Here is a 24,754-nt window from a genome sequence, read left to right as displayed (position 1 = left end):
ATGAGTGCCTTGCAGCGGCTGTTCGATGGGCGCCTGCCACGCCTGGTGATGTTCGACCTGGATGGCACCCTGGTGGATTCGGTGCCCGACCTGGCCGCCGCCGTCGACCGCATGCTGCTCGCCCTCGGGCGTCCGGCAGCGGGTGTCGAGCGGGTTCGCGAATGGGTCGGCAACGGCGCCCGGGTGCTGGTGCGTCGTGCCCTGGCTGGCGACATCGACCATTCCTCGGTGCATGACGGCGACGCCGAGCGCGGTCTGGAACTGTTCATGGAGGCCTACGCCGACAGCCACGCGCTGACCACTGTCTACCCGGGGGTGGCGGAGACTCTCAAGTGGCTGAAGAAGATGGGCGTGGAGCTGGCGCTGGTTACCAACAAGCCGGGACGCTTCGTCGCCCCGCTGCTGGATGAGATGAAACTGGGCCGCTACTTTCCCCTGATCATCGCCGGCGACACCCTGCCGCAGCAGAAGCCCGATCCGGCCGCGCTGCTCCATGTGATGCACATGACCGGGGTCAGCCGGACCGAGGCGCTGTTCGTCGGCGACTCGCGCAACGACGTGCTCGCCGCCAAGGCCGCCGGGGTGCAATGCGTGGCCCTGAGCTACGGTTACAACCATGGCCGGCCCATCTGCGACGAGGACCCGGCCCTGGTGGTGGATGATCTGCGCGAACTGTTGCCCGGCGGTTGCGCCGCTCACGACGCTGCGCTAATGTCGCCGGACTCCTCCGAAAATCCGCCTCAACGAGACAGAAACGTGGTGGTTCCCTGCAAGCATTGGCTCGAACGAGCCGGAATGAAGATCATCAAGGCCGCCGCCCGTTGGCGCTGGCGCGCCTGAACTCATTCTGGCCGGATGCCCCGGCGCGCTTGCACACCGACGTTTTCATCTCCAGGAGCCCCCAAGGGGCTCCCCGCCCACGAGGCTGATCATGACCCGCGAAGAATTCCTGCGTTTGGCCGCCGAAGGCTATAACCGCATTCCGCTTGCGTTCGAGACCCTGGCGGACTTCGATACCCCGCTGTCCCTTTACCTCAAGCTCGCCGACACCCCTTACTCCTACCTGCTGGAGTCCGTGCAGGGCGGCGAGAAGTGGGGCCGCTACTCCATCATCGGCCTGCAGAGCCGCACCGTGCTGCGTGCCCATGGCCTGAAGGTCAGCGTCAGCGTCGATGACGTCGAGGTGGAAAGCCACGACTGCGAAGACCCGCTGGCCTTCGTCGAAGACTTCAAGGAACGCTACCAGGTGGCGCCCATCGCCGGCCTGCCGCGCTTCAACGGCGGCCTGGTGGGCTATTTCGGCTACGACTGCGTGCGTTATGTGGAAAAGCGTCTGGCCAACTGCCCGAATCCCGATCCCCTGGGCACCCCGGACATCCTGCTGATGGTCTCGGACGCGGTGATCGTGTTCGACAACCTGGCCGGCAAGCTGCACGCCATCGTCCTGGTCGACCCGAGCCAACCCGATGCCTTCGAGCAAGGCCAGGTCCGCCTGGTCGAACTGCGCCAGAAGCTGCGCCAGCCGGTGGTGCCGCGACTGGGCGTGGACCCGAGCCTGCCGGTGGGCGGCGAGCCGGACTTCCGCTCCAGCTTCACCCGCGAGGACTACGAAGAGGCGGTGCGCGAGATCAAGGAATACATCCTCGCCGGCGACTGCATGCAGGTGGTGATCTCCCAGCGCATGTCGATCCCCTTCCAGGCCGCGCCCATCGATCTCTACCGCGCCCTGCGCTGCTTCAACCCGACCCCCTACATGTACTTCTTCAACTTCGGCGATTTCCACGTGGTGGGCAGTTCGCCGGAGGTGCTGGTACGTGTGGAGGATGGCCTGGTCACCGTGCGCCCGATTGCCGGCACCCGTCCGCGCGGCGCCACCGAAGAGGCCGATCGTGCCCTGGAAGAGGACCTGCTGTCCGACGCCAAGGAGCTGGCCGAGCACCTGATGCTGATCGACCTGGGCCGCAATGACGTCGGCCGCGTCTCCAGCACCGGGTCGGTGAAGCTCACCGAGAAGATGGTGATCGAGCGCTATTCCAACGTGATGCACATCGTTTCCAACGTCACCGGCCAGCTCAAGGAAGGCGTATCCGCCATGGCGGCGCTACGCGCCATCCTGCCTGCCGGCACCCTCTCCGGCGCACCGAAGATCCGCGCCATGGAGATCATCGACGACCTCGAGCCGGTCAAGCGTGGCGTCTACGGCGGCGCCGTGGGCTACCTGGCCTGGAACGGCAACATGGACACCGCCATCGCAATTCGCACGGCGGTCATCAAGGACGGTGAACTGCACGTGCAGGCCGGCGCCGGCATAGTCGCCGACTCGGTCCCGGCACTGGAATGGGAAGAGACGCTGAACAAGCGCCGCGCCATGTTCCGTGCCGTGACTCTCGCCGAACAGACCGCCAAGACCGACGCCTGAGGATTGCATCATGCTGCTGATGATCGATAACTACGACTCCTTCACCTACAACGTAGTGCAGTACCTGGGCGAGCTGGGCGAGGAAGTGCACGTGATCCGCAACGATGAGCTCTCCATCGCCGAGATCGAGGCCCTGAACCCGGAACGCATCGTGGTCTCTCCCGGCCCCTGCACCCCCAATGAAGCCGGCGTGTCGCTTGAGGTGATCCGCCACTTCGCCGGCAAGCTGCCGATCCTCGGCGTCTGCCTCGGCCACCAGAGCATCGGCCAGGCCTTCGGCGGCGACGTAGTGCGCGCCCGCCACGCCATGCACGGCAAGACCAGCCCGGTATTCCACAGGGACCAGGGCGTGTTCGAGGGGCTGAACCATCCCCTGACTGTCACCCGCTACCACTCTCTGGTGGTGAAGCTGGAAACCCTGCCCGAAGAGCTGGAGGTCACGGCCTGGACCCAGCACGCAGACGGCTCGGTGGACGAGATCATGGGGCTGCGTCACAAAACTCTGAATATCGAGGGTGTGCAGTTCCATCCGGAGTCCATCCTTACCGAACAGGGCCATGAACTGTTGGCCAACTTCCTCAAGCAGACTGGCGGGGTGCGCTGATGGATATCAAGGAAGCCCTGAACCGGGTGGTCAACCAGCTGGACCTGACCACCGACGAAATGCAGGACGTGATGCGTCTGATCATGACCGGCCAGTGCACCGACGCGCAGATCGGCGCCTTCCTCATGGGCATGCGCATGAAGAGCGAGACCATCGAGGAAATCGTCGGTGCCGTCTCGGTGATGCGCGAGCTGGCGATCCGCGTGGAGCTTTCCTCACTCGACCATGTGGTCGATGTGGTCGGCACCGGCGGCGATGGCGCCAACATCTTCAACGTTTCCTCGGCCGCCACCTTCGTGGTCGCCGCAGCGGGCGGCAAGGTGGCCAAGCATGGCAACCGCGCGGTATCCGGCAAGACCGGTAGCGCCGACGTGCTCGAAGCCGCCGGCATCTACCTCGACCTCAAGCCGGAGCAGGTGGCGCGCTGCATCGAGAGCATTGGCGTCGGCTTCATGTTCGCCCAGGTCCACCACAAGGCCATGAAGTACGCCGCCGGCCCACGCCGCGAACTGGGCCTGCGCACCCTGTTCAACATGCTCGGCCCGCTTACGAATCCGGCTGGCGTAAAACACCAGGTCGTCGGCGTGTTCAGCCAGGCGCTGTGCCGCCCGCTGGCCGAGGTGCTCAAACGTCTGGGCAGCGACCACATCCTCGTGGTGCATTCCCGCGATGGCCTGGATGAGCTGAGCCTGGCTGCGCCCACCCATGTCGCCGAGCTGAAGAATGGCGAAGTGACCGAGTACCAGATCCAGCCCGAGGATTTTGGCATCAAGAGCCAGAGTCTGATCGGCCTCACCGTCGGCAGCCCGCAGGAATCCCTGGAGCTGATCCGCGACGCCCTGGGCAAGCGCAAGACTGAGCAAGGCCAGAAGGCCGCCGACATGATCGTGCTGAACGCCGGCGCGGCGCTCTATGCCGCCGACCTGGCTTCCAGCCTGAAAGAAGGCGTGCGCCTGGCCCAGGACGCCCTGCACACCGGTCTCGCCCGTGAGAAGCTGGACGAGCTGGCCTCCTTTACCGCGGTGTTCCGAGTGGAGAATGAAGCGTGAGCATCCCAACCGTTCTTGAGAAGATCCTGGCACGCAAGGCCGAGGAAGTGGCTGAGCGTCGCGCGCGGGTTTCCCTGGCCGAAGTCGAGGCCCAGGCCCGCGCCGCCGACCCGACCCGGGGCTTCGCCCGGGCACTGCTGGAGCGCGTGGCGCGCCATGAGCCGGCGGTGATCGCCGAGATCAAGAAGGCTTCGCCGAGCAAGGGCGTGCTGCGCGAGAACTTCGTGCCGGCACAGATCGCCCGGAGCTACGAAGACGGCGGCGCGGCCTGCCTCTCGGTCCTGACTGACGTCGACTTCTTCCAGGGTAGCGATGCCTACCTGCAGCAAGCCCGCGCCGCCTGTTCGCTGCCGGTGATCCGCAAGGATTTCCTGATCGACCCCTACCAGGTGGTCGAAGCCCGCGCCCTGGGTGCCGACTGCGTGCTGCTGATCGTCGCCGCGCTGGAAGACGCGCGGATGAAAGAGCTGGCGGCCACCGCCAAGGACGTCGGCCTCGACGTGCTGGTGGAGGTGCATGACGGCGAGGAGCTGGAGCGCGCGCTCAATTGCCTGGACACCCCGCTGGTGGGCATCAACAACCGCAACTTGCACACCTTCGAAGTCAGCCTGGAAACTACCCTGGACCTGCTACCGCGCATCCCGCGCGACCGCCTGGTGGTCACCGAGAGCGGCATCCTCAACCGCGCCGACGTGGAGCTGATGGAAGTCAGCGAGGTCTACGCCTTCCTGGTAGGCGAAGCCTTCATGCGCGCCGAGGAGCCGGGTACCGAGCTGGGCCGGCTGTTCTTCCCGGAGCGCAACCGCGTCGTGACGGGCATCGATCCGGACTGATCCGGACTGCGCACCCAGACATGAAAAAGCCGGCTTGCGCCGGCTTTTTCATGGCCTCTGGAAGCTTCAGCGGGTGCCGAAGACGACCATTGTCTTGCCCTTCACATTTACCAGACCCTGCTCTTCCAGGCTCTTCAGCACGCGGCCGACCATTTCCCGCGAGCAGCCGACGATGCGGCCGATTTCCTGGCGGGTGATCTTGATCTGCATGCCATCCGGATGTGTCATGGCGTCCGGCTGCTTGCACAGATCCAGGAGAGTCCGTGCCACGCGGCCGGTCACATCGAGGAAGGCCAGGTCACCCACCTTGCGCGTGGTGTTGCGCAGGCGGTCGGCCATCTGGCTACCCAGGGCGTAGAGGATTTCCGGGTCCTGCTGGGTCAGTTCACGGAATTTGGCGTAGCTCAGCTCTGCCACTTCGCACTCGGTCTTGGCGCGGACCCAGGCGCTGCGTTCCTTTTCGGTGCCTTCCTTGTCGAACAGCCCCATCTCGCCGAAGAAATCGCCGGCATTGAGATAGGCGATGATCATCTCGCGACCGTCGTCATCCTCGATCAGGATGGTGACGGAGCCCTTGATGATGAAGAAGAGGGTTTCGCAGCGATCGCCCGCATAGATGATGGTGCTCTTTGCCGTGTAGCGGCGGCGGTGACAATGCGCGAGAAGCTTGTCCAGGCTCTTGATCTTAGGTGTAAGAGTTATTGCAACCATGCCCGAGTCCCGAAAAGAGAAGATAAGCCTTTGTCAAACAGGCAATTTTCTAATAATTGTCCGGCCAAGTGTGCCAGTAAACCGGCGCCAGCTTAACAGAGCTCCCTCAATCGACAATGTGATTTTGCGACGCACCTAACACCTGCCCGGGAACTATTTGAGCCCCGGTATGGAATAGGCGCTGTGATAAGCTACCGCACCTTTTTCCGAGCGGAGTCCTAGGCGATGAAAGCACGCATCCAATGGGCGGGCGAAGCCCTGTTCCTTGGCGAGTCCGGCAGTGGCCACGCGGTTGTGATGGACGGCCCGCCCGAGAGCGGCGGCCGCAATCTGGGCGTGCGCCCCATGGAGATGCTGCTGATCGGCCTCGGCGGCTGCACCAACTTCGACGTGGTGAGCATCCTGAAGAAATCGCGCCAGTCGGTGGAGAGCTGCGAAGCCTTTCTCGACGCCGAACGCGCCACCGAGGACCCCAAGGTCTTCACCAAGATCCATGTCCACTTCGTGGTCAAGGGCCGCGGCCTCAAGGAGGCCCAGGTCAAGCGTGCGGTGGAATTGTCTGCCGAGAAGTACTGCTCTGCGTCCATCCTGCTCGGCCGCGCCGGGGTGGAAATCACCCACGACTACGAGATAGTCGAACTCGGCGTCTGAGTCCTGAGCTCCGATGGCCGGTTGGATGAAGACATCCGGCCATCACATTTGCGCGGCAAACTCTGGCAGGCGGCGCCCGCCGTCTGCATAATTTGCCCCCTTCCAGCTTTCCGGGGCATCGGGCCCCGAACATACGACCACAATCGCCAACGCGAAGAGGTGTAATCCGTCCTACGCAGCTGCGTCGTGCGCAACTGACGGGCATGCTCAACCACGCGGCAGAGCCGCATGCACAAGAGAGTTTCCAACGGTGAAAAGCAAACTCAAGCTCCACGGGTTCAACAACCTGACCAAGACCTTGAGCTTCAACATCTATGACATCTGCTACGCAGAGACCCCAGAGGACCAGCAGGCCTACGTCCAGTACATCGACGAAGAGTACGACGCCGAACGCCTGACCCAGATCCTCACCGATGTGGTCGAAATCATAGGTGCCAACATCCTCAATATCGCCCGCCAGGACTACGATCCCCAGGGCGCGAGCGTGACTATCCTGATCTCCGAGGAGCCGGTGACCCCCACCGACAGCCAGATCGAGGAATCCCCCGGCCCGCTGCCGGAGACCATCCTGGCGCACCTCGACAAGAGCCACATCACCGTTCACACCTACCCGGAAATCCATCCGGTGTCGGGCATCGCCACTTTCCGCGTGGACATCGACGTATCCACCTGTGGTGTGATCTCGCCGCTGAAGGCGCTCAACTACCTGATCCACCAGTTCGACTCGGACATCGTCACCGTGGACTACCGCGTGCGCGGCTTCACCCGTGACGTGGAAGGCAAGAAGCACTTCATCGACCACGAGATCAACTCGATCCAGAACTACATCTCCGACGACACCCTGGACGCCTACCAGATGACGGACGTCAACGTGTACCAGGAGAACATGTTCCACACCAAGATGCTGCTCAAGGACTTCGCCCTGGACAACTACCTGTTCGGCGACGCCACCCGCAACCTGACGGCCGAGCAGCGCAAGGAAGTCGAAGAGCGCGTGCGCCACGAAATGCTGGAAATCTTCTACGCGCGCAATATGCCGCACTGAAGGGTAGCGGCAAGCTTCAAGCCGCAAGCTGCAAGAAAAACAAAGGGCGCCCTAGGCGCCCTTTGTACTTTTCGGTATCTGCTAGCCATTGCTTGCCGGTAATGGCTTGCCGCTTGCCGCTTCAGATCCGATAAGTCGTCTTGGTCATCACTTTCGACAGCAGCGTCATGCCGAACTTTACCGGCGCCGGGAAGCGCAGGCCGCCGGCCTCGATGGCGCTGGTGGCATGCTGTTCCTCGTCCGTGCGCATCTGCTCGAGGATGGCGCGGGACTTGGCGTCATCCGCCGGCAATTGCTCCAGGTGTTCGTCAAGGTGCTTGCACACCTGATCCTCTGTAGCGGCGACGAAGCCAAGGCTGACCTTGTCGCTGATCAGCCCTGCGACCGCGCCGACGCCGAAGGACAGTCCGTAGAAAATCGGGTTGAGGACGCTCGGGCGACTACCCAGTTCGCGGATGCGCTGCTCGCACCAGGCCAGATGGTCGACCTCTTCCTCGGCGGCGTGCTCCATGGCGACGCGCACTTGGGGCAGCTTGGCGGTCAGCGCCTGACCCTGGTACAGCGCCTGGGCGCAGACTTCACCCGTGTGGTTGATGCGCATGAGGCCCGCGATATGGCGGGCGTCCTCGGCCTTGAGCTCGGCATCGGGCTGGCCCTCGGCGGGGGAGGGGCGGAACGGCTGGCCGGTGAACGGCAGCAGGGTGCGCAGAGCGGCATCGGCCTGCAGCAGCAGACGGTCGGCGGGGGAATAGGAACGATCGCTGGCCATGCGGCACCTCCGTGGGATGTCGGCGGGCATTCTAACCCAAGGGGCTGGCCAAGGCTTGACCGGCGTCAGGCCCGGATAGGTGGGCGGGAGGCGTCCCGCCCTGGGCGGTATCGCCGGATCAGCCCGGTGGCCAATGCATCTGCCGCTGGCCGAGCACGTGCATGTGAATGTGAAAGACGGTCTGGCCGCCCTGATGGTTGCAATTCATCACCACACGGAAACCCTCGTCGCACCCCTGCTCGGCTGCCAGCCGCTGCGCCGTATGAAGCATGTGGCCGGTGAGAGCCTTGTCGTCGTCCGTGAGGTGATTGAGGGTTGGCACGTGCTTCTTCGGGATCACCAGGAAGTGCACCGGCGCCTGGGGTGCGATGTCGTGGAAGGCGAAGACCTGATCGTCCTCGTAGAGCTTGCGTGCAGGAATTTGCCCGGCAGCGATTTTGCAGAACAGACAGTCCACGGGAATTCTCCGGCCTGTTATAAGAAACCCGAGTTTAGCGGTGTGTATTTTCCCCGGCCAGCATCGGTCGGCGTCACAAGGAGCCCCTGTGAAGAACGACATCCATGACCTCGGCCTGGTGCTGGACTCGAGGGTCAAGCTGATCCTGATCGAATCCTGGGACGAACGCCGGGTGCTGGAAACCCTCACCAGCCTAGCGGTGAAGCGCGGTCTCGGTTTGTTCACCTGGGCGGTCAGCGAAGGCCTGCAACGCCTGGGCTTTGGTGGTGACAGCCTGGGCGAGGGCGACAGTCGTGAGCCGGAAACCGCCCTCAGGCTGATCAAGGCCGATCCGCAGCCGAATCTTTACGTGCTGTGCGACCTGCATCCCTTCCTCGATGACAACCCGAAGGTGGTGCGCTTGCTCAAGGAAGTGGCCATGGCCGAAGGCAATCACAAGCCGACCCTGGTGCTGGTTTCCCACGCCCTCAAGCTGCCGCCGGAAGTGCAGCGCTATGCCGCGCGCTTCGACCTGGCGCTGCCCGGCGAGGACGAGTTGCTGAGCATCGTCCGCGAGGAAGCGGCGCGCTGGAGCGAGCGCAATCGAGGCGCGCGGGTGCGCACCGATAACCGCACCTTGCAGCAGGTGGTGAAGAACCTGCGCGGCATGAGCCACGGCGAGGCCCGCGCCCTGGCGCGCAACGTGATCTGCGACGACGGCGCCATCACCCAGGAAGACCTGCCGGAACTGAACAAGGCCAAGTTCCAGCTTCTGGACCTGGAGGGCGTGCTCAGTTTCGAGTACGAGACCGCGCGCTTCGCCGAGGTTGGCGGCCTGGCCAACCTCAAGCGCTGGCTGGCCGAGCGCCAGGCCGCACTGCTGGATGACAAGGGCGTCGATCGGCCTAAGGGCGTGCTGCTGGTGGGCGTCCAGGGTGGGGGCAAGAGCCTGGCGGCCAAGGCTGTCGCCGGTCTCTGGGGTCTACCCTTGCTGCGCCTGGATTTCGCCTGCCTGTACAACAAATTCTTCGGCGAGACCGAGCGCAACCTGCGCGAGGCCCTGAAGCTCGCGGAGCAGATGGCGCCCTGCGTGCTATGGATGGACGAAGTGGAGAAAGGCCTCGCCAGCGGCGACCACGACGGCGGGGTCAGCCAGCGGGTGCTGGGTACGTTGCTGACCTGGATGGCTGAGCGGAAGACGCCGGTGTTCATGGCCGCGACCGCCAACGCCATCGATCGCCTGCCGCCGGAGTTACTCCGCAAGGGCCGCTTCGATGAGTCGTTCTTCGTCGACCTGCCGCAGCCGGAAGTCCGGGGCGAGATTTTCCGCATCCACCTGGCCCGTCGCGATCTGGATCCGGCGCAGTTCGATCTGCACGAACTGGTGGCGGCCAGCGATGGCTTCTCCGGAGCTGAGATCGAGCAGGCAGTGGTCGGCGCGCTCTATGCGGCCCAGGCCCAGCAGCGTGCGGTCGACCAGACGCTGTTGTTGCGCGAACTCAAGGGCACGGCGCCGCTTTCGGTGCTGATGGCCGAGCCGCTGGCGAACCTGCGGGCCTGGGCAGACGGGCGCTGTGTGAAGGCCGATTGAGACCCGATCAGGGCAGGGCGAAGCCGCGGATGACCCGTCCCAGCAGGCGGCGCACCAGCCAGCGCGGGGCCAGTCTGGGGAGCAGGGCGGACAGCCGGTTGCGCCAACCGGGGATGATGATGGCGCGGTTCTTCTCCAGGGCGCGCACGGCCACCAGCGCGACTTCCTCGGGGCTCATCATCAGCTTGCTGCCATCCAGCTTGCCGATGCGCAGCTGGGCGCCGCGGAAGAAGGCCGTGCGGGTCGGCCCGGGGCAGAGCACCGAGACCTTCACATTGCGCGCGCGCAATTCCTCGCGCAGGCCTTCGGAGAAGTGCAGCACATAGGCCTTGCTGGCGTAGTAGTTGCTCATCCAGGCCCCGGGCTGGAACCCGGCAACCGATGCGATATTGAGGATCTGGCCGCCGCCCCGGCTGGCCATCATGCCGCCGATGGCGTGACAGAGCCTGGCCACGGCGAGGATGTTCAGCTCGATCAATTCCTGCTCGCGTCCCCAGTCCTGGTCGACGAAGGCGCCGGAGGTGCCGATGCCGGCGTTATTCACCAGCAGGTCGAACTCCCGCTCGCCCTGCTCAAGTTCCATGAGCAGGCCTGATACCTGCAGGGGCTCGGCCAGGTCACAGCAGCGGAACAGCACTTCCACGCCAAATCGCTGGGTCAGCTCGCAGGCGATGCTCTCCAGTGCGTCCCGCTGGCGGGCAATCAGCAACAGGTGGCGTCCCCGTCGCGCCAGGGCCTCGGCCAGGGCCAGGCCAATACCGCTGGAGGCGCCGGTGATCAAGGCATAACGGGGCATCGGGGGTTCTCCGTAAAGGGGCCGGGTTGGACAGCTCCGGCCCCGGGAGGTTGCTTACTCTGTGGCGCCGCTTTCGAGCGCGGGTGCTTGCGCCGGCTGCTCGTAGCTGGCGGCATCGCCGAGCTGGGCGCGCATCAGGTAATCCTGGTAGGCCGGCATCGCGATGGCGGCGACTATACCGATAACTGGCACCAGGATGATCAGCCAGGCCAGGACTTTTACCGCACGGCTATTGGGTGGCGGCGGCGGACCGTAGCGGTTGGCACCGGCAGTTCCCGGCATGAAGAGCATGAGCAGGGCGAACACGCTACCGACTATCGGGACGAAGTTCAGCAGCCAGAGCCAGCCGGACCAACCGATGTCGTGCAGTCGCTGCACGCCGATGCAGACGCTGACCACCACCAGGGCCAGACAGGCGACCAGGGTCAGCAGGCCGGCCAGGGCATCGGAAACGGCGAAGCTGCCCAGGATCACACCGCCCACCGGCAGGAAGGCGAGCATCAAGGCCATGCTCCAGCCCAGGTAGCGAACGCGGCCGATGCGCCCCTGGGCGCTGAGTACCTTGAGTTCGCCGAATTCCGGTAGCTGCTCGCCGACCTGGGCCTGGGGCGGCGCATAGGGAGACGAGGGAGTGGAAGGGGAGGAGGGAGACGGGGCTTCGCTGCCGGTGATGGGGGGCGTCACTTGGGCCGCCTCTTCGGCAAGCAGCGCCTGGCGGGCCAGGTATTTGTCGATGATGATGCCGCAGGCCTGGCATTCCGCCGCCTTGGGCTGATGGTGGCCACATTTCGGGCAGCTCATGGTCTCGATGGCGACAGTTTCCGCGACGTTGGCAGCAGTGGGTTCCAGGGGGGCATCCGTCGCCGCCAGGTTGAGGCCGGAGGCCTGGTCGTGCTCCTTGCGCACCTTCGCCCCAGCCCGCTGCAGCGCGGCGAGGTATTTGTCGGCCTCGGCTTCCGCCAGGTCGCGCTTGAGAGCGACACTGCGGCCGCCGAACAGGCTGTCGATCTTGCTGGCGTCACTCTTGAACAGGCGGGCGAGGTTTTCCTTGACGGTTTCCAGCGCCACGCCAGGCATGGGCTCACCGTCGAAGACGATCTTGTAGCGGGCTTCGGTCATGCAGGCATCCTTGTCGACGACAGAAAAAAAGATGATGGCACAGCGTAATGGCCCTCTGGCCCGCGGCACAAGCGGCCTGGCGAACAAAAAAGCGCCGAGTTCAGGCGGGGTGGGGGTGACGCCGGCGACCGATCAGGCCGCTCTGGCAGAGCAGGCCCGGTGCGCCGAATACACCGGGCCCTGGCAGGTGGCGGCGCGTTATCCGGCCCAGCGCTGGCCCAGATGGTCGGCCTTGTCGCGGGCTGCGCGGTATTCCTGGTCGAGGCGGGCGATCAGCTCGTCCACGGTGGGCAGGTCGCGGATGTTGCCGACGCCCTGGCCGGCGGACCAGACGGTCTTCCAGGCCTTGGCTTCGTCACTCACGGGTTTGAGCTTCTCGCCGTAGTTGATGTCGGCCTTGTCGGTAAGGCGCTTGAGGTCGTAACCGGCCGCCTCCAGGCTTTGGCGCATGAAGCTGGCGGGTACGCCGGAGACCGCCGGGGTGTGGACTATGTCGGCCGCGCGGGCGTCGAGGATCATCTGCTTGTAGCGGGTTTCGGCCTCGCTCTGCTGGGTGGCGATGAAGCGGGTGCCGAGGTAGGCCAGGTCGGCGCCGAGCATTTGCGCGGCGAAGATCTCATGCCCGTGGTTGAGGCAGCCGGCGAGCAGCAGGGTCTTGTCGAAGAATTGGCGGATCTCGGCGATCAGGGCGAAGGGGCTCCAGGTGCCGGCATGCCCGCCGGCGCCGGCGGCCACCGCGATCAGGCCATCCACGCCGGCCTCGGCGGCCTTCTCGGCGTGGCGGCGGGTGGTGACGTCGTGGAACACCAGGCCGCCGTAGCTGTGCACGGCGTCCACCACTTCCTTCACCGCGCCCAGGCTGGTGATGACGATGGGTACGCGTTTCTCGACGCAGATGGCCAGGTCTGCCTGCAGCCGGGGATTGCTGTGGTGGACGATGAGGTTCACTGCGAAGGGGGCGGCGTCCGCGTCCAGGCCCGCTTCGATTTCCTCCAGCCAGGCACGGAAGCCGCTGCTTTCACGCTGGTTCAGGGCCGGGAAGCTGCCGACTATGCCGTTGTTGCAACAGGCAAGGACCAGCTTGGGGTTGGATACCAGGAACATCGGCGCAGCCACCACCGGGAGGCGCAGCCGTTGATCGAGCAGGGCAGGCAGGGACATCTGGCATTCCTCTTGTCAGGTCAGAAGGGCTTGACCACCACCAGGATCACGATGGCGATCAGAAAGAGCACCGGAACCTCGTTGAACCACCGGTAGAACACATGCCCCCGGCGGTTTTCACCACGGGCGAAGCGTTTGCGCAGAGAGCCGCAGGCGTGGTGGTAGCCGATCAGCAGGACCACCAGGGTGAGCTTGGCGTGCAGCCAGCCCTGGCTCAGCCAGCCGGGGTTGAGGTAGAGCATCCACAGGCCGAACACCAGGGTGGCGACCATCGAGGGACCCATGATGCCGCGGTAGAGCTTGCGCTCCATGACCGCGAAGCGCTGGTGGCTGGCTTCGTCCTCGGCCATCGCGTGATAGACGAAGAGGCGCGGCAGGTAGAACAGGCCGGCGAACCAGCAAACGATGGCGATGATGTGCAGGGCTTTCAGCCACAGGTAGAGCATGAGTCGACTTCCATAGTCCAGTTGGGCCGGATAGTAGAGGCTGGATAGGCCGCACGTCACCTCGGCGGTTGGCCCCTGGCCGATGCGGCCTTATCATCGGCAACTTTCCAATCGGTTCTTTGAAGGGGCAAGAGATGGTCAAGGTCGGAATAGTCGGCGGCACGGGTTACACCGGTGTCGAACTGCTGCGTCTGCTGGCTCAGCATCCGCAGGCGGAGGTGGCGGTCATCACGTCGCGATCCGAGGCCGGGGTCAAGGTAGCCGACATGTATCCGAACCTGCGCGGCCATTACGACAACCTCGCCTTCAGCGTGCCGGACGTGGCCACCCTGGGCGCCTGCGACGTGGTCTTCTTCGCCACGCCCCATGGAGTTGCCCATGCCCTGGCCGGCGAGCTGCTGGATGCCGGCACCCGGGTGATCGACCTCTCCGCTGATTTCCGCCTGCAGGACGCCGAGGAGTGGGCCAAGTGGTACGGCCAGCCCCATGGCGCCCCGGCGCTGCTGCCGGAAGCCGTCTACGGTCTGCCGGAAGTGAACCGCGAGGCCATCAAGGGTGCGCGCCTGATTGCCGTTCCCGGCTGCTACCCCACGGCCACCCAGCTCGGCTTCATCCCGCTGCTGGAGGCTGGTCTCGCTGATACCAGCCAGCTGATCGCCGACTGCAAATCCGGTGTCAGCGGCGCTGGCCGTGGCGCCAAGGTTGGCTCGCTGTTCTGTGAGGCGGGTGAAAGCATGATGGCCTACTCAGTGAAGGGGCATCGTCACCTGCCGGAAATCGCCCAGGGGCTGCGTCGTGCCTCTGGCGGCCCGGTTGGCCTGACCTTCGTGCCGCACCTGACTCCGATGATCCGTGGCATCCATGCGACCCTCTACGCCCATGTGGCGGACAAGGGCGTCGACCTGCAGGCGCTGTTCGAGAAGCGTTATGCCAACGAGCCCTTCGTCGATGTGATGCCGGCCGGCAGCCATCCGGAAACCCGCAGCGTTCGCGGCGCCAACGTCTGCCGCATCGCCGTCCACCGTCCCCAGGGCGGTGACCTGGTGGTCGTTCTCTCGGTGATCGACAACCTGGTCAAGGGCGCCTCCGGCCAGGCGGTACAGAACCTCAACATCATGTTCGGCCTCGAGGAGCGCCTGGGCCTGTCCCACGCTGCCCTGCTGCCTTGATCGGGCGCGGCGCCGGTGGGCTCAGCCATCGGCGTCGCACTTCGGTTCATGGATCGGGTCGGAACGCTTAATAGTTGACCAGTTTTCTAGGGTAAGCGGATAATGCCTCGCCTTAGCGCAGTATGGCGGCGTCAAGCCGGGAGAGTTGCAGCATGAGCGTCGAAACCTTCACCCCTTCAGCCCTGATGTTTACCGAGGGCGCGGCCAGCAAGGTGAAGAACCTGATCGATGAAGAGGGTAATCCGCGCCTGAAGCTTCGTGTATTCGTCACCGGTGGTGGCTGCTCGGGCTTCCAGTACGGTTTCACCTTTGATGAAGACGTGGCGGACGATGACACCATTGTCGAGCGCGACGGCGTCAGCCTGGTGGTCGATCCAATGAGCTTCCAGTACCTGGCCGGTGCCGAGGTGGATTATCAGGAAGGCCTCGAGGGTTCTCGCTTCGTGATCAAGAACCCGAATGCCACCACCACCTGTGGCTGCGGTTCTTCCTTCTCGATCTGATTTTCAGCTCGTCCTTCGAACGCCGTGCCTATGCACGGCGTTTTCGTTTCTGCAGGCTTGGTTCAGGCGGGGTAGATGGCGCCGAGTATGCGCAGGCCCCGGGCGCCAGTGACGCTGGGACGGTTGGCAGGAATACCTTCCAGGCAACAGTGGGCCAGCCAGGCGAACGCCATGGCCTCGACCCAATCCGGATCGACCCCGAAGTCCGCGGTGCTGCAGACGCGAGTACCCGGCAGCAGGGCGGCCAGGCGTCGCATCAACTGGCGGTTGTGCGCGCCGCCGCCGCAGACCAGCAGGTCGTCGGTCCTGGCCTGAGCCGAGCGGAGCGAGTCGGTGATGCTGCGCGCAGTGAGCTCCAGCAAGGTGGCCTGGACATCCTCGGTCTTGAAGATCGGCAGGCGTGCAAGGTGGGACTGCAGCCAGCCCAGGTTGAACAGCTCGCGACCGGTGCTTTTCGGGCCGCGGGTGGCGAAGAAGGCATCGCCGAAGAGAGTGTCCAGCAGAACTTGCTGCAGGGAGCCGCTGGCCGCCCAGTCGCCATTGCGGTCGTAGCTTGCGCCGCGCTGCAGCTGGATCCAGGCGTCCAGCAGGACGTTGCCTGGGCCGCAGTCAAAGCCGTGTACGGCGTGCCCCGGCTCGATCAGGCTCAGGTTGCTGAAGCCGCCGACGTTCAGCACCGCCCGGTGGCTGCTGGCGTCGCCGAAGAGAGACTCGTGGAAGGCCGGTACCAGCGGCGCGCCTTGGCCACCTGCGGCGACATCGCGCCGGCGGAAATCACCGACCACCGTGATGCCCGTGAGCTCGGCCAGAAGCGCAGGGTTTCCGATCTGGATGGTGAAGCCGCGGGCGGGCTCGTGGCGCACGGTCTGGCCGTGGCTGCCGATGGCGCGGATATCCTTGGCGCCCAGGCTGTTGCGCACCAGCAGGGCATTGATCCCCGCGGCGGCCAGTTCGACCCAGCCCTGCTCCGCCAGCGCGGCGCGGGCGAGCTCGTCAGGGCCGGAAGCGCAAAGTGCCAGCAACTCGCTGCGAAGCGAGTCCGGCATGGGGATGTAGTGGGTATCGAGAAGGGTGATGCGATCGGTCTGTTCGACCAGGGCGATGTCCAGGCCGTCAAGGCTGGTCCCGGACATCACCCCTAAGTAGCGCGACATGGCCTCAGCGCTTGTTCAGGGCCAGCATGCTGGCCTTTTCCTGGTCCATGCGCGCCAGCAGCGGCTGGGTCATCTGCAGGAAGCGTTTCTTCTCGCTGGCCATCAGCGGGTCGGCCATCGGCAGCTTCACGCCCAGCGGATCGACGTGCACGCCGTTCACCTGGAACTCGTAGTGCAGGTGCGGACCGGTAGACAGGCCGGTAGTGCCCACATAGCCGATGATCTGGCCCTGCTTCACGCTACCGCCGGTGCGGATGCCCTTGGCGAAGCGCTGCATGTGGCCGTAGAGAGTCTTGTACTTGCTGCCGTGCTGGATGATCACTGCATTGCCGTAGCCGCCGCGACGGCCGGCCAGGACAATCTTGCCGTCGCCGGTGGCCTTGATCGGGGTGCCGCGGGGCGCCGCGTAATCCACACCCTTGTGGGCGCGGATCTTGTTCAGGACCGGATGGCGGCGGCCGTTGGAGAAGCGCGAGCTGATGCGGGCGAAGTCGACCGGAGTGCGGATGAAGGCCTTGCGCATGGCGGTGCCGTCGCCGCGAAGGTAGGTCGCAGTGCCTTGCCTGTCGACGTAACGGACGGCGCTGAAGGTCTTGCCACGGTTGATGAAGCGCGCGGCGAGGATTTCCCCGCTACCCACCTTCTTGCCGTCGACCACCTTCTCTTCGTAGATCATCTCGAACTCGTCGCCTTCGCGGATATCGAGGGCGAAGTCGATGTCGTAGCCGAAGATGTTGGCCAGGTCCATGGCCAGGTCATGGGACAGGCCGGCGCGCTTGGCGGAGAGGAACAGCGAGCTGTCGATCACGCCGCGGGCGTAGGCCGAGCGCAGGTCGGGTTTGACCAGGTCACGCTTGAAGGCGTAGCCCTTGGCCGTCTTCTCGAGATGCACGCTCTCGAGGCCGCTCAGCTTGGTGCTGATCTTCTCCAGCTCACCGCTGGGAGCCAGCTTGAATTCGAAGCTCTGGCCGACCTTGAGACGGCCGAGCTGTTTGGCGTCCTTGCTGCTGTTCAGGACGTCGTGCAGGTCGTTGCTGGACAAGCCGACCTTGGCGAATACCGTGGACAGGGTGTCGCCATTACCCACGGTCACAGTCTTGAGGCTGGGATCGGCAGGTTTCTGGACGGTGGCGAGATCGGAAGATTGGTCTTTCTTCTTATCCGCGTCTTTTTCGGCGCTGTTCTGGTTTTCGGCTGGGTTCTCGATCTTGGCGAATGGCGAGATACCCTCATCCCCGTCGACTGATCCTGGTCGAAGGTCGTCCTTCTCCTGGATCACCATCTCGGAGCCGCTTTCCAGCTCCAGATTGATGTAGGTCTTCTTCGCCTCGACCTCGCGAGACGGGAACACCAGCAGGGCCAGGCTGAGCAGCGCAGCCACACCGCTAGCAGCCAGCAAATGGCTCTTCGGATACGGCGGCGCTTTGGGTACTGAATGCGTCATGGCGTGTGGTGTTTTTTGGAATGTGAACTAACTGCCTAAAATATAATCAAAATCCGCCCTAGGCAACCTTGGATTGGTGCCTTCCGCTGATTGGCATGGTGCGGGCGCAAAACTTGTAATTAGTTCGCGATCTTGTATGGTTGGTTCCCCTTTGTCTATCGAATGGTCAACGAGTCCTGTCATGAAGTCGGTTGAAGAGCAGCTGGCGCTGATCAAGCGCGGTGCGGAAGAGGTCCTGGTTGAGTCCGAGCTGGTAGAGAAGCTCAAGCGTGGCCAACCGCTACGCATCAAGGCAGGCTTCGACCCGACCGCGCCTGACCTGCACCTGGGGCATACCGTGCTTATTAATAAGCTGCGCCAGTTCCAGGATCTGGGGCATCAGGTGATCTTCCTGATCGGCGACTTCACCGGGATGATCGGCGACCCCAGCGGCAAGAGCGCCACTCGCCCGCCGCTGACCCGTGAGCAGGTCCTTGATAATGCCGAGACCTACAAGGCTCAGGTATTCAAGATTCTCGATCCGGCCAAGACCGAGGTGGCCTTCAACTCCACCTGGATGGACCAGCTGAGCCCGGCGGACTTCATTCGACTGGCGTCCCAATACACCGTTGCTCGCATGCTCGAGCGCGATGACTTCAGCAAGCGCTACGGCACCAATCAGCCGATCGCCATCCACGAGTTCCTCTATCCGCTGGTGCAGGGCTACGACTCGGTGGCGCTGCGCGCCGATGTGGAGCTGGGCGGCACCGATCAGAAATTCAACCTGCTGATGGGGCGCGAGCTTCAGCGCGCCTATGGGCAGGAGTCCCAGTGCATCCTGACCATGCCGTTGCTGGAAGGGTTGGATGGCGTCAAGAAGATGTCCAAGTCCCTGGGCAACTACGTCGGTATCCAGGAAGCGCCCGGCGTCATGTACAACAAGCTGGTCTCCATTCCTGACCAGCTGATGTGGCGCTACTTCGAACTGCTGAGCTTCCGCTCCATGGAGGAGATCGGGCAGTTCAAGCGTGACGTAGAGCGTGGTGCCAATCCGCGTGACATCAAGATCAAGCTGGCCGAGGAGATCGTTGCGCGCTTCCACGGTGAAGAGGCTGCGGCTACTGCTCACCGTTCTGCGGGCAATCGCATGAAGGAAGGCGAGCTGCCGATGGATCTGCCGGAAGTGCAGCTGTCTGCATCCGAAGACATGCCGATCGCCTCTGTTCTTAATAAGGCCGGGCTGGTGAAGAATGCTGCTGTCGCTCGTGACTTGCTGAGTTCCGGTGGTGTGCGTATCGATGGCGAGGTGGTGGATCGCGGCTTCGTGTTCAAGCTCGGCGCGACCCATGTCTGCCAGGCTGGCAAGAAGTCGTTCGCCCGGGTATCCCTGGTTGCCGAGTAAAAAGTTGAAATAACTGTTGACGGCAATTTCGGCGCCCCTATAATGCGCACCACTCCTGATGAGGAAGCGGCGAAAGAGCTTGAAAATCAAGCACTTAGCAATGCAAGGTTTGATGGGGTGGTGATTGGTGGGTGGTTGTAGTGCTCACTGCTTCGAGTTGCCGAAAGGCTGTCGCGAAGATGATTGCCAGAGGTGTTGACAGCGAGTTTGAACGCTGTAGAATGCGCCTCCCGCTGACGAGAAGAGTGATCGGATCGAAGGCGCAAGCGGTTGAGTAGAAAAGAAATTTTCGAAAAACAGCTTGACAGAAAGAAAGGCTGCTGTAGAATGCGCGGCCTCGGTTGAGACGAAAGACTCGGTCGAAACGCTCTTTAACAACTGAATCAAGCAATTCGTGTGGGTGCTTGTGAAGTAAGACTGGTAGTCAACTGATTATCAGCAACACAAGTAACACTCGTGAATTCGAGAGTTTATTTGCGATTGCTGAGCCAAGTTTAGGGTTTTCTCAAAACCCAAGCAGTATTGAACTGAAGAGTTTGATCATGGCTCAGATTGAACGCTGGCGGCAGGCCTAACACATGCAAGTCGAGCGGCAGCGGGTCCTTCGGGATGCCGGCGAGCGGCGGACGGGTGAGTAATGCCTAGGAATCTGCCTGGTAGTGGGGGATAACGTTCGGAAACGGACGCTAATACCGCATACGTCCTACGGGAGAAAGCGGGGGATCTTCGGACCTCGCGCTACCAGATGAGCCTAGGTCGGATTAGCTAGTTGGTGGGGTAAAGGCTCACCAAGGCGACGATCCGTAACTGGTCTGAGAGGATGATCAGTCACACTGGAACTGAGACACGGTCCAGACTCCTACGGGAGGCAGCAGTGGGGAATATTGGACAATGGGCGAAAGCCTGATCCAGCCATGCCGCGTGTGTGAAGAAGGTCTTCGGATTGTAAAGCACTTTAAGTTGGGAGGAAGGGCATTAACCTAATACGTTAGTGTTTTGACGTTACCGACAGAATAAGCACCGGCTAACTTCGTGCCAGCAGCCGCGGTAATACGAAGGGTGCAAGCGTTAATCGGAATTACTGGGCGTAAAGCGCGCGTAGGTGGTTCAGCAAGTTGGATGTGAAAGCCCCGGGCTCAACCTGGGAACTGCATCCAAAACTACTGAGCTAGAGTACGGTAGAGGGTGGTGGAATTTCCTGTGTAGCGGTGAAATGCGTAGATATAGGAAGGAACACCAGTGGCGAAGGCGACCACCTGGACTGATACTGACACTGAGGTGCGAAAGCGTGGGGAGCAAACAGGATTAGATACCCTGGTAGTCCACGCCGTAAACGATGTCGACTAGCCGTTGGGATCCTTGAGATCTTAGTGGCGCAGCTAACGCGATAAGTCGACCGCCTGGGGAGTACGGCCGCAAGGTTAAAACTCAAATGAATTGACGGGGGCCCGCACAAGCGGTGGAGCATGTGGTTTAATTCGAAGCAACGCGAAGAACCTTACCTGGCCTTGACATGCTGAGAACTTTCCAGAGATGGATTGGTGCCTTCGGGAACTCAGACACAGGTGCTGCATGGCTGTCGTCAGCTCGTGTCGTGAGATGTTGGGTTAAGTCCCGTAACGAGCGCAACCCTTGTCCTTAGTTACCAGCACGTTATGGTGGGCACTCTAAGGAGACTGCCGGTGACAAACCGGAGGAAGGTGGGGATGACGTCAAGTCATCATGGCCCTTACGGCCAGGGCTACACACGTGCTACAATGGTCGGTACAAAGGGTTGCCAAGCCGCGAGGTGGAGCTAATCCCATAAAACCGATCGTAGTCCGGATCGCAGTCTGCAACTCGACTGCGTGAAGTCGGAATCGCTAGTAATCGTGAATCAGAATGTCACGGTGAATACGTTCCCGGGCCTTGTACACACCGCCCGTCACACCATGGGAGTGGGTTGCTCCAGAAGTAGCTAGTCTAACCGCAAGGAGGACGGTTACCACGGAGTGATTCATGACTGGGGTGAAGTCGTAACAAGGTAGCCGTAGGGGAACCTGCGGCTGGATCACCTCCTTAATCGAAGACTTCAGCTTCTTCATAAGTTCCCACACGAATTGCTTGATTCAATTGCGAAGGCGATTGGGTCTGTAGCTCAGTTGGTTAGAGCGCACCCCTGATAAGGGTGAGGTCGGCAGTTCGAATCTGCCCAGACCCACCAATTGTCGCGGGGTCGTATGACCGGTTGACATTGGGGCCATAGCTCAGCTGGGAGAGCGCCTGCTTTGCACGCAGGAGGTCAGGAGTTCGATCCTCCTTGGCTCCACCACTCTCAGCGAAGCAGACCAAGAGCTCAGAATTGAATATCCGTGAATGGATATTGAATTCTGGACTTTGTTTCAGAATCGTTCTTTAAAAATTCGGGTATGTGATAGAAGTGACTGATTGATCGTTATCACTGGCGATCAGTTAGCTCAAGGTAAAATTTGCGAGTTCAAGCGCGAATTTTCGGCGAATGTCGTCTTCACGTTCGAGACAGATAACCAGATTGCTTGGGGTTATATGGTCAAGTGAAGAAGCGCATACGGTGGATGCCTTGGCAGTCAGAGGCGATGAAAGACGTGGTAGCCTGCGATAAGCTTCGGGGAGTCGGCAAACAGACTTTGATCCGGAGATCTCTGAATGGGGGAACCCACCTAGGATAACCTAGGTATCTTGTACTGAATCCATAGGTGCAAGAGGCGAACCAGGGGAACTGAAACATCTAAGTACCCTGAGGAAAAGAAATCAACCGAGATTCCCTTAGTAGTGGCGAGCGAACGGGGATTAGCCCTTAAGCTTCTTGGATTTTAGCGGAACGCTCTGGAAAGTGCGGCCATAGTGGGTGATAGCCCCGTACGCGAAAGGGTCCAGGAAGTGAAATCGAGTAGGACGGAGCACGTGAAACTTTGTCTGAATATGGGGGGACCATCCTCCAAGGCTAAATACTACTGACTGACCGATAGTGAACCAGTACCGTGAGGGAAAGGCGAAAAGAACCCCGGAGAGGGGAGTGAAATAGAACCTGAAACCGTATGCGTACAAGCAGTGGGAGCCTACTTTGTTAGGTGACTGCGTACCTTTTGTATAATGGGTCAGCGACTTATTTTCAGTGGCGAGCTTAACCGAATAGGGGAGGCGTAGCGAAAGCGAGTCTTAATAGGGCGTCTAGTCGCTGGGAATAGACCCGAAACCGGGCGATCTATCCATGGGCAGGTTGAAGGTTAGGTAACACTGACTGGAGGACCGAACCGACTACCGTTGAAAAGTTAGCGGATGACCTGTGGATCGGAGTGAAAGGCTAATCAAGCTCGGAGATAGCTGGTTCTCCTCGAAAGCTATTTAGGTAGCGCCTCACGTATCACTCCAGGGGGTAGAGCACTGTTTCGGCTAGGGGGTCATCCCGACTTACCAAACCGATGCAAACTCCGAATACCTGGAAGTGTCAGCGTGGGAGACACACGGCGGGTGCTAACGTCCGTCGTGAAAAGGGAAACAACCCAGACCGTCAGCTAAGGTCCCAAAGTTCTAGTTAAGTGGGAAACGATGTGGGAAGGCTTAGACAGCTAGGAGGTTGGCTTAGAAGCAGCCACCCTTTAAAGAAAGCGTAATAGCTCACTAGTCGAGTCGGCCTGCGCGGAAGATGTAACGGGGCTCAAACTAGACACCGAAGCTACGGGTTCGTCGCAAGACGAGCGGTAGAGGAGCGTTCTGTAAGCCTGTGAAGGTGAGTTGAGAAGCTTGCTGGAGGTATCAGAAGTGCGAATGCTGACATGAGTAACGACAATGGGTGTGAAAAACACCCACGCCGAAAGACCAAGGGTTCCTGCGCAACGTTAATCGACGCAGGGTGAGTCGGTCCCTAAGGCGAGGCAGAAATGCGTAGTCGATGGGAAACGGGTTAATATTCCCGTACTTCTAGTTACTGCGATGGGGGGACGGAGAAGGCTAGGCCAGCTTGGCGTTGGTTGTCCAAGTTTAAGGTGGTAGGCCGAACACTTAGGCAAATCCGGGTGTTCAAGGCCGAGAGCTGATGACGAGTGTTCCTTTGGAACACGAAGTGGTTGATGCCATGCTTCCAGGAAAAGCCTCTAAGCTTCAGGTAACTAGGAACCGTACCCCAAACCGACACAGGTGGTCGGGTAGAGAATACCAAGGCGCTTGAGAGAACTCGGGTGAAGGAACTAGGCAAAATGGCACCGTAACTTCGGGAGAAGGTGCGCCGGTGAGGGTGAAGCATTTACTGCGTAAGCCCATGCCGGTCGAAGATACCAGGCCGCTGCGACTGTTTATTAAAAACACAGCACTCTGCAAACACGAAAGTGGACGTATAGGGTGTGACGCCTGCCCGGTGCCGGAAGGTTAATTGATGGGGTTAGCGCAAGCGAAGCTCTTGATCGAAGCCCCGGTAAACGGCGGCCGTAACTATAACGGTCCTAAGGTAGCGAAATTCCTTGTCGGGTAAGTTCCGACCTGCACGAATGGCGTAACGATGGCGGCGCTGTCTCCACCCGAGACTCAGTGAAATTGAAATCGCTGTGAAGATGCAGTGTATCCGCGGCTAGACGGAAAGACCCCGTGAACCTTTACTGTAGCTTTGCACTGGACTTTGAGCCTGCTTGTGTAGGATAGGTGGGAGGCTTTGAAGCGAGGACGCCAGTTCTCGTGGAGCCAACCTTGAAATACCACCCTGGCATGCTTGAGGTTCTAACTCTGGTCCGTCATCCGGATCGAGGACAGTGTATGGTGGGCAGTTTGACTGGGGCGGTCTCCTCCTAAAGAGTAACGGAGGAGTACGAAGGTGCGCTCAGACCGGTCGGAAATCGGTCGTAGAGTATAAAGGCAAAAGCGCGCTTGACTGCGAGACAGACACGTCGAGCAGGTACGAAAGTAGGTCTTAGTGATCCGGTGGTTCTGTATGGAAGGGCCATCGCTCAACGGATAAAAGGTACTCCGGGGATAACAGGCTGATACCGCCCAAGAGTTCATATCGACGGCGGTGTTTGGCACCTCGATGTCGGCTCATCACATCCTGGGGCTGAAGCCGGTCCCAAGGGTATGGCTGTTCGCCATTTAAAGTGGTACGCGAGCTGGGTTTAGAACGTCGTGAGACAGTTCGGTCCCTATCTGCCGTGGACGTTTGAGATTTGAGAGGGGCTGCTCCTAGTACGAGAGGACCGGAGTGGACGAACCTCTGGTGTTCCGGTTGTCACGCCAGTGGCACTGCCGGGTAGCTATGTTCGGAAGAGATAACCGCTGAAAGCATCTAAGCGGGAAACTCGCCTCAAGATGAGATCTCACTGGGATCTTGAATCCCCTGAAGGGCCGTCGAAGACTACGACGTTGATAGGTCGGGTGTGTAAGCGCTGTGAGGCGTTGAGCTAACCGATACTAATTGCCCGTGAGGCTTGACCATATAACACCCAAACAATCTGCGGATTGTCGGTGCGAA

20 protein-coding genes, 2 tRNA genes and 2 rRNA genes are annotated in these 24,754 nt (G+C 61.6%); 15 read left to right on the top strand and 9 right to left on the bottom strand.

Annotated elements, in window-relative coordinates; translation table 11 throughout:
• The 5 genes from E8F11_RS08955 to trpC all read left to right on the top strand — a co-directional run bounded on the left by E8F11_RS08955 (window position 1) and on the right by trpC (window position 4,905).
• Complete coding sequence (locus E8F11_RS08955) at window positions 1–840, top strand: phosphoglycolate phosphatase (RefSeq protein WP_280288486.1); 840 nt, start codon at window positions 1–3, stop codon at window positions 838–840.
• A gap of 91 nt (window positions 841–931) precedes the next feature.
• Window positions 932–2,419, top strand: coding sequence for an anthranilate synthase component I (trpE, locus tag E8F11_RS08950; RefSeq protein WP_280288485.1), 1,488 nt, complete (start codon window positions 932–934; stop codon window positions 2,417–2,419).
• Window positions 2,420–2,429: 10 nt separating this feature from the next.
• A complete protein-coding gene (locus E8F11_RS08945; protein ID WP_280288484.1) occupies window positions 2,430–3,023 on the top strand; it encodes an aminodeoxychorismate/anthranilate synthase component II in 594 nt (197 codons plus the stop codon).
• Complete coding sequence (trpD, locus tag E8F11_RS08940) at window positions 3,023–4,072, top strand: anthranilate phosphoribosyltransferase (RefSeq protein WP_280288483.1); 1,050 nt, start codon at window positions 3,023–3,025, stop codon at window positions 4,070–4,072. The genes E8F11_RS08945 and trpD overlap by 1 nt, the downstream gene beginning before the upstream one ends.
• Window positions 4,069–4,905: an indole-3-glycerol phosphate synthase TrpC gene (gene trpC / locus E8F11_RS08935; RefSeq protein WP_280288482.1), complete on the top strand. Its 837-nt coding sequence runs from the start codon at window positions 4,069–4,071 to the stop codon at window positions 4,903–4,905. Before trpD ends, trpC begins: the two co-directional genes overlap by 4 nt.
• A 66-nt stretch (window positions 4,906–4,971) precedes the next feature.
• On the opposite strand, the gene crp is transcribed toward trpC, so the two are convergent.
• On the bottom strand, window positions 4,972–5,616 hold the full coding sequence (gene crp / locus E8F11_RS08930) for a cAMP-activated global transcriptional regulator CRP (protein ID WP_280288481.1): 645 nt from the start codon (window positions 5,614–5,616) through the stop codon (window positions 4,972–4,974).
• A 225-nt stretch (window positions 5,617–5,841) separates the two neighbouring features.
• Between crp and E8F11_RS08925 the strand changes: the two genes are divergently transcribed.
• Both E8F11_RS08925 and speD read left to right on the top strand, forming a co-directional pair.
• Window positions 5,842–6,267 (top strand): OsmC family protein, encoded by a 426-nt coding sequence (locus tag E8F11_RS08925; protein ID WP_280288480.1) that lies wholly within the window; start codon window positions 5,842–5,844, stop codon window positions 6,265–6,267.
• A 250-nt stretch (window positions 6,268–6,517) separates the two neighbouring features.
• Entirely contained in the window at window positions 6,518–7,312 is a 795-nt protein-coding gene (speD, locus tag E8F11_RS08920) for an adenosylmethionine decarboxylase (RefSeq protein WP_280288479.1), read from the top strand.
• Window positions 7,313–7,433: 121 nt separating this feature from the next.
• Here speD and coq7 read toward each other — a convergent pair whose 3' ends face one another.
• Together coq7 and E8F11_RS08910 are read right to left on the bottom strand one after the other, a co-directional pair.
• Entirely contained in the window at window positions 7,434–8,081 is a 648-nt protein-coding gene (gene coq7 / locus E8F11_RS08915; protein WP_280288478.1) for a 2-polyprenyl-3-methyl-6-methoxy-1,4-benzoquinone monooxygenase, read from the bottom strand.
• Between the two features lie 118 nt (window positions 8,082–8,199).
• A complete protein-coding gene (locus E8F11_RS08910; RefSeq protein WP_280288477.1) occupies window positions 8,200–8,538 on the bottom strand; it encodes a histidine triad nucleotide-binding protein in 339 nt (112 codons plus the stop codon).
• Between the two features lie 88 nt (window positions 8,539–8,626).
• Between E8F11_RS08910 and E8F11_RS08905 the strand changes: the two genes are divergently transcribed.
• Window positions 8,627–10,108, top strand: coding sequence for an AAA family ATPase (locus tag E8F11_RS08905; RefSeq protein WP_280288476.1), 1,482 nt, complete (start codon window positions 8,627–8,629; stop codon window positions 10,106–10,108).
• A gap of 7 nt (window positions 10,109–10,115) precedes the next feature.
• On the opposite strand, the gene E8F11_RS08900 is transcribed toward E8F11_RS08905, so the two are convergent.
• The 4 genes from E8F11_RS08900 to hemJ all read right to left on the bottom strand — a co-directional run bounded on the left by E8F11_RS08900 (window position 10,116) and on the right by hemJ (window position 13,630).
• Window positions 10,116–10,904 carry an SDR family oxidoreductase gene (locus E8F11_RS08900; RefSeq protein ID WP_280288475.1) on the bottom strand — a complete coding sequence of 263 codons (789 nt, stop codon included), beginning with the start codon at window positions 10,902–10,904 and terminating at the stop codon, window positions 10,116–10,118.
• A gap of 54 nt (window positions 10,905–10,958) precedes the next feature.
• Complete coding sequence (locus tag E8F11_RS08895) at window positions 10,959–12,023, bottom strand: DUF805 domain-containing protein (RefSeq protein WP_280288474.1); 1,065 nt, start codon at window positions 12,021–12,023, stop codon at window positions 10,959–10,961.
• Window positions 12,024–12,221: 198 nt separating this feature from the next.
• On the bottom strand, window positions 12,222–13,184 hold the full coding sequence (locus tag E8F11_RS08890; protein ID WP_280288473.1) for a nitronate monooxygenase family protein: 963 nt from the start codon (window positions 13,182–13,184) through the stop codon (window positions 12,222–12,224).
• 20 nt (window positions 13,185–13,204) lie between these two features.
• Window positions 13,205–13,630 (bottom strand): protoporphyrinogen oxidase HemJ, encoded by a 426-nt coding sequence (gene hemJ, locus E8F11_RS08885; RefSeq protein ID WP_280288472.1) that lies wholly within the window; start codon window positions 13,628–13,630, stop codon window positions 13,205–13,207.
• A gap of 134 nt (window positions 13,631–13,764) precedes the next feature.
• Between hemJ and argC the strand changes: the two genes are divergently transcribed.
• Window positions 13,765–14,799 carry an N-acetyl-gamma-glutamyl-phosphate reductase gene (gene argC, locus E8F11_RS08880; protein ID WP_280288471.1) on the top strand — a complete coding sequence of 345 codons (1,035 nt, stop codon included), beginning with the start codon at window positions 13,765–13,767 and terminating at the stop codon, window positions 14,797–14,799.
• A gap of 152 nt (window positions 14,800–14,951) precedes the next feature.
• Window positions 14,952–15,302, top strand: coding sequence for an iron-sulfur cluster insertion protein ErpA (gene erpA, locus E8F11_RS08875; RefSeq protein ID WP_028631048.1), 351 nt, complete (start codon window positions 14,952–14,954; stop codon window positions 15,300–15,302).
• 62 nt (window positions 15,303–15,364) lie between these two features.
• Here erpA and E8F11_RS08870 read toward each other — a convergent pair whose 3' ends face one another.
• Window positions 15,365–16,456 (bottom strand): anhydro-N-acetylmuramic acid kinase, encoded by a 1,092-nt coding sequence (locus E8F11_RS08870; RefSeq protein ID WP_280288470.1) that lies wholly within the window; start codon window positions 16,454–16,456, stop codon window positions 15,365–15,367.
• A 4-nt stretch (window positions 16,457–16,460) separates the two neighbouring features.
• Entirely contained in the window at window positions 16,461–17,900 is a 1,440-nt protein-coding gene (locus E8F11_RS08865; protein ID WP_280288469.1) for a peptidoglycan DD-metalloendopeptidase family protein, read from the bottom strand.
• Between the two features lie 181 nt (window positions 17,901–18,081).
• Here E8F11_RS08865 and tyrS point away from each other — a divergent pair, with 181 nt between their 5' ends.
• The 5 genes from tyrS (at window position 18,082) to E8F11_RS08840 (ending at window position 24,718) form a co-directional block, all read left to right on the top strand.
• On the top strand, window positions 18,082–19,281 hold the full coding sequence (gene tyrS, locus E8F11_RS08860; protein ID WP_280288468.1) for a tyrosine--tRNA ligase: 1,200 nt from the start codon (window positions 18,082–18,084) through the stop codon (window positions 19,279–19,281).
• Between the two features lie 524 nt (window positions 19,282–19,805).
• Window positions 19,806–21,342: ribosomal RNA gene (locus tag E8F11_RS08855) — 16S ribosomal RNA — on the top strand.
• 65 nt (window positions 21,343–21,407) lie between these two features.
• Window positions 21,408–21,484 (top strand) — tRNA-Ile (locus tag E8F11_RS08850).
• A 32-nt stretch (window positions 21,485–21,516) separates the two neighbouring features.
• Window positions 21,517–21,592: transfer RNA gene (locus tag E8F11_RS08845), tRNA-Ala, on the top strand.
• 235 nt (window positions 21,593–21,827) lie between these two features.
• Window positions 21,828–24,718 (top strand): 23S ribosomal RNA (locus E8F11_RS08840).
• Together the 16S and 23S rRNA genes with 2 tRNA genes alongside form the textbook arrangement of a ribosomal RNA operon.
• The last annotated feature ends 36 nt before the right edge of the window (window positions 24,719–24,754 follow it).

Origin of the sequence: Pseudomonas sp. BN417, from assembly GCF_029871205.1 — a bacterium.
GTDB lineage: Bacteria > Pseudomonadota > Gammaproteobacteria > Pseudomonadales > Pseudomonadaceae > Metapseudomonas.
The sequence above is the reverse complement of the archived record's forward strand: the minus strand, read 5'-3'. Positions and strand labels throughout refer to the sequence as shown.